Origin of the sequence: Candidatus Tisiphia endosymbiont of Neophilaenus lineatus (assembly GCF_964264975.1) — a bacterium.
Taxonomy (GTDB): Bacteria; Pseudomonadota; Alphaproteobacteria; order Rickettsiales; family Rickettsiaceae; genus Tisiphia.
This window is the reverse complement of sequence record NZ_OZ183649.1, coordinates 946,285-959,714: the sequence shown is the minus strand read 5'-3', so window position 1 is coordinate 959,714 and position 13,430 is coordinate 946,285. Positions and strand designations below refer to the sequence as shown.

11 protein-coding genes are annotated in these 13,430 nt (G+C 32.8%); 8 read left to right on the top strand and 3 right to left on the bottom strand.

The genetic code is table 11. The annotated features are described in order from the left end of the window. Positions 1 to 5: 5 nt before the first annotated feature. Positions 6 to 1,142 carry a glycosyltransferase family 4 protein gene (locus tag ACFE3K_RS05625; RefSeq protein WP_375358593.1) on the bottom strand — a complete coding sequence of 379 codons (1,137 nt, stop codon included), beginning with the start codon at positions 1,140 to 1,142 and terminating at the stop codon, positions 6 to 8. 89 nt (positions 1,143 to 1,231) lie between these two features. On the opposite strand from ACFE3K_RS05625, the gene ACFE3K_RS05620 reads away from it, so the two are divergent. The 8 genes from ACFE3K_RS05620 (at position 1,232) to ACFE3K_RS05585 (ending at position 12,129) form a co-directional block, all read left to right on the top strand. Beyond that, on the top strand, positions 1,232 to 2,146 hold the full coding sequence (locus ACFE3K_RS05620) for an NAD-dependent epimerase/dehydratase family protein (RefSeq protein WP_375358592.1): 915 nt from the start codon (positions 1,232 to 1,234) through the stop codon (positions 2,144 to 2,146). Continuing rightward, positions 2,143 to 4,506 (top strand): glycosyltransferase, encoded by a 2,364-nt coding sequence (locus tag ACFE3K_RS05615; protein ID WP_375358591.1) that lies wholly within the window; start codon positions 2,143 to 2,145, stop codon positions 4,504 to 4,506. The genes ACFE3K_RS05620 and ACFE3K_RS05615 overlap by 4 nt, the downstream gene beginning before the upstream one ends. Positions 4,507 to 4,722: 216 nt before the next feature. Next, positions 4,723 to 5,493 carry a PD-(D/E)XK nuclease family transposase gene (locus tag ACFE3K_RS05610; protein WP_375358590.1) on the top strand — a complete coding sequence of 257 codons (771 nt, stop codon included), beginning with the start codon at positions 4,723 to 4,725 and terminating at the stop codon, positions 5,491 to 5,493. 301 nt (positions 5,494 to 5,794) lie between these two features. Continuing rightward, on the top strand, positions 5,795 to 6,244 hold the full coding sequence (locus ACFE3K_RS05605; protein WP_375358519.1) for a helix-turn-helix domain-containing protein: 450 nt from the start codon (positions 5,795 to 5,797) through the stop codon (positions 6,242 to 6,244). Continuing rightward, a complete protein-coding gene (locus ACFE3K_RS05600; RefSeq protein WP_375358342.1) occupies positions 6,238 to 6,798 on the top strand; it encodes an IS630 family transposase in 561 nt (186 codons plus the stop codon). The genes ACFE3K_RS05605 and ACFE3K_RS05600 overlap by 7 nt, the downstream gene beginning before the upstream one ends. Positions 6,799 to 6,885: 87 nt before the next feature. Then, positions 6,886 to 8,859 (top strand): UvrD-helicase domain-containing protein, encoded by a 1,974-nt coding sequence (locus ACFE3K_RS05595; protein ID WP_375358589.1) that lies wholly within the window; start codon positions 6,886 to 6,888, stop codon positions 8,857 to 8,859. 156 nt (positions 8,860 to 9,015) lie between these two features. Beyond that, positions 9,016 to 10,830, top strand: a complete 1,815-nt coding sequence (aspS, locus tag ACFE3K_RS05590) for an aspartate--tRNA ligase (protein ID WP_375358588.1) — start codon at positions 9,016 to 9,018, stop codon at positions 10,828 to 10,830. A 27-nt stretch (positions 10,831 to 10,857) separates the two neighbouring features. Next, complete coding sequence (locus ACFE3K_RS05585; RefSeq protein WP_375359492.1) at positions 10,858 to 12,129, top strand: MFS transporter; 1,272 nt, start codon at positions 10,858 to 10,860, stop codon at positions 12,127 to 12,129. 248 nt (positions 12,130 to 12,377) lie between these two features. Here ACFE3K_RS05585 and ACFE3K_RS05580 read toward each other — a convergent pair whose 3' ends face one another. Then, on the bottom strand, positions 12,378 to 12,956 hold the full coding sequence (locus tag ACFE3K_RS05580) for an IS630 family transposase (RefSeq protein WP_375358393.1): 579 nt from the start codon (positions 12,954 to 12,956) through the stop codon (positions 12,378 to 12,380). Continuing rightward, the gene (locus tag ACFE3K_RS05575; RefSeq protein ID WP_375358540.1) at positions 12,950 to 13,399 is read right to left on the bottom strand and encodes a helix-turn-helix domain-containing protein; all 450 of its coding nucleotides are present in this window, start codon (positions 13,397 to 13,399) and stop codon (positions 12,950 to 12,952) included. Before ACFE3K_RS05575 ends, ACFE3K_RS05580 begins: the two co-directional genes overlap by 7 nt. Between the last annotated feature and the right edge of the window lie 31 nt (positions 13,400 to 13,430).

Here is a 13,430-nt window from a genome sequence, read left to right as displayed (position 1 = left end):
AAAAATTAGTTTATATAAAAATTAACCATCTTCTCGGATATTAATTGGCAATCATATTTTTCTAAAATATCTTGTCGAATTTTTTTACCTAAGTGTTTTCTAAGTATAGGCATAGTGATTAATAGCTCCATAGCTCTTGCTAAATCTTCTGTATTTTGCGGTTTAACTAATAATCCGTTTATTTGGTCTTGTATTAATTCTCTACCACCTGGGGCATCAGTAGTAATAATGGCTCTACCATATGCTCCAGCCTCTAAAAGACTACGACTTAGCCCTTCACGGTAGGAAGGTAATACTGCAATATGTGCTTTTTTCCATATTTCTTCTATATTTTTCTGATAACCAAGATATTTGATATATCCTAGATTTTGATAGTCTTCTAATATTGATTGTGCTATTGATTGCTTATTATCTTTATCAGGTTCACCAACTAACCAAAACTCAGCATTTATACCTTTTTGTTTTAATATTTTTGCAGCATATATAAATTCATATATACCTTTATCAATAATCATTCTAGCTACCAATGCCACCACTATTTTACTACCTAGTGGTTCTAGAAGAAAAGGAAACTTTTCAGTTTCTATACCAACGCTGCATTGTTTAACAATTAAATTTTTGGGTGCTATAGCTAATTTTACCAGTAAAGTTAAATCATCATCGTTTTGTACAACAAATAACATACTTTTATAATATCCTATTATGGATATTATTCTAACGATAATGCTTCTAACTAATATTAGCAAAAGATTACTACTTATAAAAATTAAACCCATACCAACAAAAGTGTTAATAACTCGTGGTAAGCTCTTCTTTTTTGAGCATATATTGCACAAGAAAGCACTTATGCTTCCATAAAAAATTGGTTTTATAGTAAAATTATGCAATATATTTGGTTTCTCTTTATTTAATATGCTAATTAACTTGATTAATAATAGTAAATCAGTAACAGGGTTGATACTTCCACGCTTTATTGAAATTGGGATTACTTGTAGACCATGCTGTTCTATCTTATCTTTGAACTCACTAATATTTGTTAACACTTTAACTTCATAGCCTTGCATTTTGGCAGTTAAAGCAATTGGTAGAAGATGGGCATAAAAGTGCCAATCTGTGTTTGTAAAAATGATAATTTTTTTCATTTGCTTTTCTTAATAATAATTCTATAAATATACCTATAGAGCAAATACCCACTTAATTATATCATAAAAATTAATTGCACTAATAACATATGTCAAATTATTTAGTTACTGGAGGGGCTGGTTTCATCGGCTCACATCTTGTTGACTTACTAGTAAAAGAAGGCAAGCAGGTTGTAATATTAGATGATCTTTCAACAGGCGATCTCAAGAATTCGTTAAAAAAAAATGTTAAATTTATTCAAGGGAATATCTTAGATCAAAATATTTTAGAAAAACTATTTAGAAATATTGATGGTTGCTTCCATCTTGCAGCGATAGCAAATGTACAGGAATCAATTGATAATTGGTATCACAATCATCAAGTGAATTTAACAGGAACTATTAATATATTTCTTCAGGCAAGTAAACAGAATATACCCGTTGTATATGCATCATCTGCTGCCGTTTATGGCACAGTAAGTGACTTTCCTTTACAAGAGAATGGTAAGGTAAACCCGTTTTCTCCTTATGCAGTGGATAAATTAACCTGTGAGCTGCAAGCTAAGGTTTTTGGTGAGATTAAATCTCTTAAAACCTGTGGTTTACGCCTTTTTAATGTTTATGGTAAAGGGCAACTTAGAGGTTCTGATTACTCTGGGGTAATATCAATATTTAAACAGAAAGTAGAAGAGGGTAAGGAGCTGGTTGTTTTTGGTGATGGTAATCAAAGTCGTGATTTTATACATGTTTCAGATGTTACCAATATGTGTGTTAGAGCCTTGTCTATTGCGAGTACCTCAGCCCCTATATTAAATGTTTGTACGGGACGTACCTACTCTATAAATGAACTTATTCAACTAATTAATAAGATTGCTATTGTCAAAGGAATAAAATATCTACCAACTCAGACCGGGAGTATAAATATTTCTGTTGGCAGCACAGAATTGGCTCAGCAACTTTTAAATTATATGCCAGTATATGAGTTAGAAGCTGTATTATTAGAGCTATTTAGTGTAAATTTATGAATTCAAAAGAAACCCTGATTTTAGTATCTGATATTAGGGGATGGGCTTTTGATAACGTCGCTCAATATGTTCAATCTTTGCTAAGCAACCAATATGATTGTCATATTATTTACAGCTGTGATTACAAAACATATAAGGATTTTTTAATCAAATTAAACCAATATACTTCTATTAAATTAATACATTTTTTCTATCGTGGCTATCTGACAGCATTACTAAGAAGCATAGCAGATAATTCTAGTAATAGTAAGGCTACAGGAGAAATATTAGTAAATACTACCATTACCACTAGCATACCTGATCATCTATTTATTGAAAGTGAAAGTGAAATATTAAAAAATTTACCAACTTTCCAATTTATTGATAACTACTACACTACTTCTAAAAGATTATATGATATTTATGCAAATATCATAGATTATCCAAAGCCTTGGCAAGTAATTTATGATAATGTACTAATTCATGATGCGGAATCAAGTCATGATGAAGATCATGCAAGTTTAGTTGTAACATGGATTGGTAATAGTTCTTGGAGAAGTTGGTATAGTAGTACTCCTGATTATAAAGGTCTAAAAACAGTAATTATACCGGCACTAGAACAGATTGATAAAGATGGAATTCATATCAAAAGATGTATAGTGGATAAAAATGAGCGAATACGTTCTAAACAAGAAATTTGGGAGATTTTAAAAAAAACAGACATTTTGCTAATAGCATCTGTGCAAGAAGGAACGCCGCTACCCATTATTGAAGCTATGGCATTTGGTTGTGCAATTATTACTACGGATGTAGGTATTGCTAGGGAGGTGTTACCTGAGGTGCAACATGAATTTATAATTAACCGGAATCATACAGGATTTATAAATGCAATAAAAAAATTAAATGTTGAAAGGGAACTATTAGCAAAGATTAAACAACAAAACTGTCTTTCTTATCAAGAAATCTTTGCAAATAAAACTCAAATGCAAAACTTATGGTATTCATTTATAGAAGATTCAGTAAATAATCATACTAAAAAACAGATATTACAAACAAAACACCAAATTTTAAGAAATATAGAGCTTGTTAATAATAAAGATTCTTCCTCTGTAACGTATAGACTACTCTCAAGACTCCTTTCCTTACCCTTTCTTAAGAAAATAGCACGATTTCTTCTAAAATATTCTTGGGTTAAGTTGCCTGTTAGACGAATAATTACTATGTTCTATTCTTTTTTTTCAAAAAATGACTATGATAATTTTAAAAATTTTATAATCAAATATCAAGGACAAAAACAAGATCAATGTCATTCCAGCAACGGCGGAAATCTAGACCCGCTGCCTCTAGGGCAAAAAGATATGGATGATATTTATGTAATTTATCCTAGCATTTTTCCTGGAGTTGCTAATTCTACTAAAGGATTATTTAATAAAACCATTCCTTTTCCTATGGGAAAACTCAACGTTTTGATAAGTTATATTAACTCGTATTTACCTGACAAAATTATTACTCAAATAGCAAAATTACTTATAAAAACAGGTATTAAAAACTTAATTATATCTGGAGGGCTTGATGTTCATATTCAATTAGTAGAGAAGCTACATGAAGTGAAAGGGGATAATTGTTTAAATATCTACTATTTATGGCATGGTTCTCCTGCCCAATGGGTAGGTATTGGTCATTGCCAAACTTTTGATAGATGGTTGAATTTATATAAGCAGCATAAAATTAAATCCATTATCACTCTGAAAAATGGTCTAGAACAATTTCTTATAGCCAATGGTGTACAATCTTATCTATTACAAAACTTCATACCATTGCTGCTAGAAAAAAAGATAATTTCCCGAGAAACTGGTAAATTTACAATTGGTATATGGAGTACATCAAACATATGGATCAAGAATCTCTACCCTCAATTTGCGGCGATAAGTATGTTCAAAGATCGAGTTTGTTGTTATACTAATTTCTCTTTTGATAACAATAAATATGCTTCTTGGATGATGGAAGATGTAGAACTTAAAGTTTTTCCTGAGAATTTACCACATAAAGAATTAATAAAATTGATGGCAAATACTAATTTAACTTTATACATTACTAATTCGGAATGTTCCCCTATGATAGTTTTAGAAAGCCTAGGTTTAGGAGTACCTTGTTTAGTCGGTCCTACAGCGGATGTTTATGATGATGAATTTTTACGTGATATGTTAACGGTTAACCGTGTTGACTGTCCGTTAACTATATTTAATGCCATAGAAAAGGTTCGACAAAATATTGATATAATCTGTTCTAAGCTACCTGACTTCATTAAAAAATATAATGAAAAAGTGCTTGTTTTAAAAAACTCTTTGCTGACAGTTATAAAAGATAATCATATGAATTAACTATGCTTAACTTCAACCACATTGGTTCATTTAATAATGAAGCTAGTAGTACTATTGATTTTATGCTATATTAGCTTTAATATTAATAACTCTTCTGCTCCTACGAATTGTTTTTTGAAAATATCATAGCCTAGCATGCTCACCATTCATTTTCAAATCCAATTCGTAGGATCATTTGAGTATAACTGAGTACTACTAATAACATAAATAATTATTATGAGTAACGATAAACCGTTAATTTCCTTTGACTATGCTATTAAGTACCTTCTGAAAGATAAAGGCGATTCTGCTATAGTAGAAGGTTTTATCTCAGCTCTTCTTAAGACCAAGGGTTATAAGGACGTTAAAATAGTAGCCTTACTTGAGACCGAGAGTAACAAAGAAGATAGTAAAAGCAAAAGAAGTCTAGCTGATGTAATTGTAGAAGACGAAGATCACCATAAATACATTATTGAAATCGAGCGTAATGTTAAGGATTCTTTTATTCATAAGGCCTGCTTTAACACCTCAAGACTCATCGTTGATAACCTTGCTCAAAGAGAAGATTATACCCAAATAATAAAGATATTTCATATATCCCTACTCTATTTTCCTATAGGAAATGGTAATGGAGCTATTTACCATGGTAAAACTATTATTCATGAGATAGAAACTAATGAAAGATTAAATGTGCATATTAAGAACATGGAGACTTCTGAGGTTTTTGATGCTACTAACATCCTACCAGAATATTTTTATATATCAGTACCTTTATTTAATGATCGTTTAGAGAAAGAGATTGATGACTGGCTACATGTCATGAAATATGATGAAGTCCCACCAAACTATCATTCGCCTTATATGAGGCAAATAGCAGACAAGCTGAGCATTCTCAAAATGACCAAAGAAGAGAGGGCAAACTACTCCTATTACCAAAAAAAGCTTTATAACGATAGAGATGAATTGCAAGCTGCTGAAGCTAGAGGAGAAGCTAGAGGGAGAAGCTAGAGAGAAAATTGTTATAGCTAAAAACTTACTTAAAGCTGGATTATCAATTGACGTCATTGCTGAGTCTACTGGTTTGAGTATAGAAGACATCCAAAAATTAACTCTTGTAGCTAATGAATCTTAAGTGTAGCTTATGGAAATTTTTGAAAATTGAGAATTAGCATAATAAGTTTTTGATGTTTCTGATACTAATTGCAATAATGAACACGGTGTTATAAAATGGGTTTTTAACTGATAAATAGGTACTCAAATAGCTAGGTTAATATTACCGCAAGGTTTTGAAGGTCATGATTTTATAAAAATGATGAAACATGAGCCGCATGGTCGAAATCGTATACGTTTATTGGCGATGTATCACCTTCAATTAGGCAAATCTTTTAAAGCCATATCTGAAATAGTGAAGTCACACTGGAAAACTGTGCAATCATGGCTCAGAAGATTTAGGAATCATGGTTTTGAAGGATTATTTGAATCACAAAGAAGCGGTGCCCCTAGGAAGATTAACAGTATACAAGAGTCTGCTATTTTTGATAAAATCAATACGCTCAGTGAAAGTAAAACTGGTGGGTATATAACTGGAAAGGAGCTACATATCATGTTAGTTGAGGAATATGGTGCTAAATGTGCTTTAAAAACAGTCTACAATACTATGCACCGCCTTGGTTTTAGCTGGATTACTTCTCGTTCAATGCATCCAAAATCAAATCAAGAGACTCAAAATAGATATAAGAAAACTTTCCAGACATGTTAACAAAATTATTAGCAAAAAATATCGATAGATGTAAAGTTGATATATGGTCTCAGGATGAAACTAGAGTTGGGCAACAAGGTAGCTTAACTCGTATATGGGCTAAGCGTGGCACTAGACCCCGTAAAGTTCGGCAACAGCAATTTATTTCAACATATATTTACGGAGCTGCTTGCCATGAGACAGGAGAAGCTTGTGCATTAATTTTACCATATGCAAACACACAGGCAATGAATAAATTCTTAGAAGAGCTTTCTCGCAGTATTCAAGGCAACCGACATATAGCTTTACTAACGGATAATGCAGGTTGGCACACAGCCAAAAAACTAACTGTGCCAAGCAATATCACTTTGATACCGCTTCCGCCCTATGCACCGGAACTTAATGCAATGGAACAAGTTTGGGAATGGATTAAAAATCATTTCTTGTCTAACCAATGTTATGGTGTATATGAAGATATCGTTACTATGGCTTGTTACGCTTGGAATCAACTTGCTCATAATGTAGATTTAGTAAAATCAATTATGTATAGAGATTGGATAAATACACCGTGTTAATTATTGCAATTGGTATGACATCATTATAAACAAAATATCAAACTATCTGACTATAACTCCACTAATCTACAATTGTAGTACTAGATCATGACACAACAAAGTTTCCTAAACTCATTAAATCCTCAACAACTGCTAGCAGTGTCCCATGTACATGGTCCTATTCTTGTGCTTGCTGGAGCAGGGACTGGTAAAACTAAAGTGTTAACGACTAGAATAGCCAACATAATCCAGCAAGGGTTAACTCTACCTCAAAATATTCTAGCAGTTACTTTTACTAATAAAGCTGCTAGAGAAATGCAAGATCGAATCAACAAAATGATTGATTGTTATGGGCTAAATATAGGTACATTTCATTCTATAGCAGCAAGAATTTTGCGTCAGCAAGCAGAACATTTGAATTTTAGCTTGAATAGTAGGTTTACTATTATTAGCCCTGATGATCAACTTAAATTGGTTAAAGATATAGTTAAGCAGAAAAATATAGATACCAAAAAATATGTTCCCAAACTTTTATATATTATTATTTCGTGTTGGAAAGATCAGGGATTATTGCCATATAAACTTTCTGAATCTGATATTAAGCTACCTATTCATAAAGTGGCTCAAGTTGTCTATGACGAATATCAGCAAAATTTACTAGCATCTAATGTAGTAGATTTCGGGGATTTACTACTTTACAATAATGAATTGTTTATAAAAAACCCTATAATATTAAAGTATTATCAGGAACAATGTAAATATATTCTGATTGATGAGTATCAAGACACTAATGCTGTTCAGTATCTTTGGGCGAGGATGCTGGCAAGTAGCTCAAAAAATATTTGCTGTGTTGGTGATGATGATCAATCTATATATAGTTGGCGGGGTGCAGAAGTCGGGAATATATTACGTTTTGAAAAGGATTTTCCAAATGCTACAATAATAAAATTAGAACAAAATTATAGATCTAGTTCAAAAATTTTATTAGCTGCATCAAGTGTAATTAACCATAATAAGAATCGTCACGGTAAAACATTATGGACTGATAAAAATGATGGAGAAAAAATTAAAATTATATCTTGTTGGAATGATAAAGAAGAAGCAAGATTCGTTGTATCTGAAATTAGCAAGTTAGTTACAGAGGGAAAGTATAATGCAGGATTAGTTGCGATATTAGTTAGAGCAGGTTTCCAAACTAGAGCATTTGAAGAAGTGTTTATTAGTAATGCATTACCATACAAAATTATAGGTGGTCTTAAGTTTTATGAACGAATGGAGATACGTGACTTACTTGCCTATATACGTATCACTTTAAATCATAGTGACAATCTTGCTCTTGAACGCATAATAAATGTTCCAAGGAGAGCAATTGGTAATACCACATTAAAACAAATAAAAGATTATGCGGTTGAACATAATATACCTATTATTGCTGCCATTCGTCAGATGTTACAAGCAGAAATTTTTAAAAATAAAGTCAAAGATAGTCTAAACAAATTTATTAGTAATATCGATAATTGGAGTTTACGATATAGAAATGACCCAGCTATTAATGTCACTAAGTCTTTACTAGAAGAGTCAGGTTATCTTGAGATGCTACAAGAAGAAAAAACAGATGAAGCAACTGGCAGAATTGAAAATATTAATGAAATGCTTAGAGCAATCGCGGAATTCGATAATATTCAAGACTTTATAGAACATTCTAGTTTGGTAATGGAAAATGAGGAATTAGAATCAAATTTTGGTGGTTCTGTTAGCATTATGACTCTTCATGCTGCTAAAGGTCTTGAATTTGATCTAGTTTTTCTACCAGGTTGGGAAGAGGGGGTGTTTCCACATCAGCGATCACTCAGAGAGGGGGAAAAAGGTCTAGAAGAAGAGAGGAGAATCGCCTATGTGGGTATTACTAGAGCTAAGAAAGACCTGTATATTACTTATGCAGAAAGTCGTTTTATGTTTTATGAAATAATAAGATCCTCTCCTTCTAGGTTTCTTGGAGAAATACCAGGTAATGTTTGTATTAGAACTTCTTCAACCAAACAACTTAATTATTTAGGTACAAAACACAAAGTTTCTTTTTAATCTTTATAAAATTATTTCATAAATGGTATTAGTGTATTCAAATTTCATGATATATTGTTCTACAAGTTTTAAGAGAAATTTAGCTTGCAAGGATGAAGAAGCTTATTGCTTAATGGAGATATTTTTATATAATCCTTTCATTTTAAGAGATATAGAATGCATAAATACAGGACGCATAATTGTAATGAATTGCGATTAAAGGATACTGGGCAAAGGGTAAAATTATCCGGCTGGGTACATAGAAGAAGGGATCACGGTAATTTAGTCTTTATTGATCTTAGGGATCATTTTGGTATAAGCCAGTTGGTATTTACTGATCAAAATCCAAGTTTAATGGATGATGCTAGTCGGTTAAGGTATGAATCAGTTATAACTGTTGTAGGTAAAGTGATAGCAAGGAGTGATGAAACAATAAACGACTCGTTAATGACTGGTAAAATTGAAATATTGGTAAGTGAGTTTATAATTGAGTCTAATGCAGAAGCTTTACCATTAATAGTTAATTCTGAACAAATTTCTTCCGAAGAAACTAGGTTACAATACCGTTTCCTAGATCTTAGGCGTGAAAAATTACATAATAACATTATGTTAAGATCGCAAGTTATTGCTCACGTACGGCATCTGATGACACAAAAAGGGTTTACGGAGTTTCAAACACCGATTCTAACGGCTAGTTCACCAGAAGGAGCTAGGGACTTCTTAGTTCCAAGCAGATTACATCCTGGTAAATTTTATGCATTACCACAAGCACCGCAGCAATTTAAACAATTGCTGATGGTGTCAGGATTTGATCGTTATTTTCAAATAGCCCCTTGTTTTAGAGATGAAGATGCTAGGGCTGATAGGTCACCAGGTGAGTTTTATCAGTTGGATGTAGAGATGTCTTTTGTTACGCAGGAAGAGGTATTTAATACCATTGAGCCGGTAATGTATGAGATATTCAGCAAATTTTCTGATAAAGAAGTATCAAATACACCTTTTGTACAAATTCCATATGAACAAGCAATGCTAAAATATGGTTCTGATAAGCCAGATCTTAGAAACCCTCTGATCATTGCAGATGTTACAGAATTATTGAGAAATTCTAACTTTGCTATTTTTAAAGAAAATATAAAAAATGGCTCTGTTGTTAGAGCTGTGCCAGCTCCTAAAGCTTCTGCTTTACCTAGAAGCTTCTTTGATAAAATGGCAGAATTTGCAACTTCTGAGGGAGCAAGCGGGCTTGGTTATATCCAGTTTCTAGAAAATGGACAAGCTAAAGGACCTATTGTTAAATTTCTAACAGATGAGCAATTATTGAATTTAAAGTCTTTAGCGAATCTACAAAATGGTGATGCTGTCTTCTTCTCTAGTGATAAAGCTGATAAAGCATCTAAACTTGCTGGCAAGCTACGAACTAAATTAGGTGAAGAATTAGACCTACTTAAAAAAGATTGTTTTGAGTTTTGTTGGATAACAGATTTCCCATTTTATGAATTAAATGAGCAAACCAAGAAAATAGATTTTAGCCATAATCCATTTTCTATGCCACAAGGTGGCATGGAAGTGCTAGAATCAGCCAAAACAGTAGATGATTTACTAGCCATCAAAGCATATCAATATGATATTGTTTGTAATGGTATTGAGTTATCTAGTGGAGCAATTAGAAATCATAAACCGGAAATAATGTATAAAGCTTTTGAGATTGCTGGATACCCCCCGGAAGTTGTTGATAAAAAGTTTGGTGGTATGATCAGGGCTTTTAAATTTGGAGCCCCTCCACATGGCGGGATAGCCCCAGGAATAGATAGGATGGTTATGTTATTAACTGATTCAACTAATGTTAGAGAGGTAATAGCTTTCCCACTAAATCAGCAAGCGGAAGATTTATTGATGAATGCTCCTGATTATATTGATGAGAAAGCTTTAAAAGAGCTTAATATTAACTTAGCACCTTCAGTTAGAAATAAATTGTTAATTGAAGGCTCTTAAACACAAGTACTAAATTATGAGCAGTATATAGTGAAAAAAAAAACAAGAAATAAAATTATTGGAGCATTTCTAGGTACAATAGTTGAATATTATGATTATGGTTTGTATGGTTTCTCTGCTGGTATTATGGCAGCAAAATTCTTTCCAAATACTGATTATCTAACTAATCTAATAAATGTTTTTGCTATTTATGCGATAGCATATTTATCAAAACCTATGGGATCACTGATTTTTGGCCGTATCGGAGACTTGTATGGGCGTAAAACTGCATTAAGTATAACCATCATAGGTATTGGAATACCTACGATGGTTATAGGCTTCCTGCCAGAATACTCATCTATTGGTGTGTGGGGTGCAATAATTTTGGCTTTGTGTCGCTTTATGCAAGGTTTTTTTATAGGTGGAGAATATGATGGAGCGGCTATTTATGTTATCGAACATTTAGGAGAAAAATACCGATATACAGCTTCAGCAATAACTCGTTGTACTGGGGTTATAGGTTTATTACTAGGGAATGGGGCAACCAATTTTTTTAATGCCCATATTTTTCCAGATTGGAGTTGGCGTATTCCTTTTTTCTTTAGTTTACCTTTAGCTTTAATCGTTTTATATTTTCGCCGAACATTTGATGAAACACCGGAATTTAAAAAGAATCAAGACAGTAAAACGAAGACGCAAAGCTTAGCTATTTTAATTAAGAAGCAGTGGCGAGTTATTTTGATGGCAGTGTTTCTTGCTGGTGGATTTGGTGCGACTTATCAAATATCCGTTATGTTTATGAAACAATATTTACCTATGATCCTACCGCAAACTAGTTTCATTATTAGTACATTTTCAGTTTTAATAACCATATGTTTTGCCATTCCTATGCCTATTGCTGGCTTGTTAGCAGATCGGCTTAGTCAAATGTTAGTATTTAAGTTTAGCTTATTTGGTACTATTGTATCTAGTCTATTATTTATTATATCCGTTAACTATCAGATGGTTAATTTAGCTTTGGGGTCTTGTTTAATGCTAGCATGTTTTGTTGCTCCTTTCAATGCTCTTTCGCATGGTATAATGACAAAAGCTTTTGCTGTCAATGATCGTTATCGTGCAGTAAGTCTTGGTCATAATATTGGGTCAATGTTGATGTCTGGTAGCGCTAATTCTGTTTGTTTAATATTAATGAGATACCTAAATTTTCAATTATTGCCAATCATATATCTTATGTTCTTTGCAATATTAGCATATTTTATGGCAAAATGTTTTGAGAAAGATTATAAAAACAAAATTAAGTTGCAAATTGATATCAATTGATAAAATTATACTACTATAGTTGTAGTACTAGCGTCAAAACAATATCATCCCACAACTGTTGAAAGTTAGTAAATACAGCTTCTTTATACGTCTATTAGCGAGGAAAGGCGATGGAATCGCCAACGCGGCAATTTTATTGTGAAGTAGGGACAAGTATTACTTCAAAAGATTGCTACGACGCCGATTTTCGCGACTCCTCGCTAATAGACGTATCTTTTAATAATTCTAAAAAACTTGATTATCGAGTCTTATACCAATTGCAATAATGAACACGGTGTATTTATCCAATCTCTATACATAATTGATTTTACTAAATCTACATTATGAGCAAGTTGATTCCAAGCGTAACAAGCCATAGTAACGATATCTTCATATACACCATAACATTGGTTAGACAAGAAATGATTTTTAATCCATTCCCAAACTTGTTCCATTGCATTAAGTTCCGGTGCATAGGGCGGAAGCGGTATCAAAGTGATATTGCTTGGCACAGTTAGTTTTTTGGCTGTGTGCCAACCTGCATTATCCGTTAGTAAAGCTATATGTCGGTTGCCTTGAATACTGCGAGAAAGCTCTTCTAAGAATTTATTCATTGCCTGTGTGTTTGCATATGGTAAAATTAATGCACAAGCTTCTCCTGTCTCATGGCAAGCAGCTCCGTAAATATATGTTGAAATAAATTGCTGTTGCCGAACTTTACGGGGTCTAGTGCCACGCTTAGCCCATATACGAGTTAAGCTACCTTGTTGCCCAACTCTAGTTTCATCCTGAGACCATATATCAACTTTACATCTATCGATATTTTTTGCTAATAATTTTGTTAACATGTCTGGAAAGTTTTTTTATATCTATTTTGAGTCTCTTGATTTGACTTTGGATGCATTGAACGAGAAGTAATCCAGCTAAAACCAAGGCGGTGCATAGTATTGTAGACTGTTTTTAAAGCACATTTAGCACCATATTCCTCAAGTAACATGATATGTAGCTCTTTTCCAGTTATATACCCACCAGTTTTACTTTTACTGAGCGTATTGATTTTATCAAAAAGAGCAGATTCTTGTATAGTGTTAATCTTCCTAGGGGCACCGCTTCTTTGTGATTCAAATAATCCTTCAAAACCATGATTCCTAAATCTTCTGAGCGATGATTGCACGGTTTTCCAGTGTGACTTCACTATTTCAGATATGGCTTTAAAAGATTTGCCTAATTGAAGGTGATACATCGCCAATAAACGTATACGATTTCGACCATGCGGCTCATGTTTCATCATTTTTATAAAATCATGACCTTCAAAACCTTGC

Bases quoted from the DNA above. Each gene is read 5' to 3' on its own strand.
- ACFE3K_RS05600 (WP_375358342.1), top strand. From the start codon at position 6,238: ATGTTAACAAAATTATTAGCAAAAAATATCGATAGATGTAAAGTTGAT.
- ACFE3K_RS05575 (WP_375358540.1), bottom strand. From the start codon at position 13,399: ATGATGAAACATGAGCCGCATGGTCGAAATCGTATACGTTTATTGGCG.
- ACFE3K_RS05615 (WP_375358591.1), top strand. From the start codon at position 2,143: ATGAATTCAAAAGAAACCCTGATTTTAGTATCTGATATTAGGGGATGG.
- ACFE3K_RS05580 (WP_375358393.1), bottom strand. From the start codon at position 12,956: ATGTTAACAAAATTATTAGCAAAAAATATCGATAGATGTAAAGTTGAT.
- ACFE3K_RS05625 (WP_375358593.1), bottom strand. From the start codon at position 1,142: ATGAAAAAAATTATCATTTTTACAAACACAGATTGGCACTTTTATGCC.
- ACFE3K_RS05605 (WP_375358519.1), top strand. From the start codon at position 5,795: ATGATGAAACATGAGCCGCATGGTCGAAATCGTATACGTTTATTGGCG.
- ACFE3K_RS05595 (WP_375358589.1), top strand. From the start codon at position 6,886: ATGACACAACAAAGTTTCCTAAACTCATTAAATCCTCAACAACTGCTA.
- ACFE3K_RS05620 (WP_375358592.1), top strand. From the start codon at position 1,232: ATGTCAAATTATTTAGTTACTGGAGGGGCTGGTTTCATCGGCTCACAT.
- aspS (WP_375358588.1), top strand. From the start codon at position 9,016: ATGCATAAATACAGGACGCATAATTGTAATGAATTGCGATTAAAGGAT.
- ACFE3K_RS05610 (WP_375358590.1), top strand. From the start codon at position 4,723: ATGAGTAACGATAAACCGTTAATTTCCTTTGACTATGCTATTAAGTAC.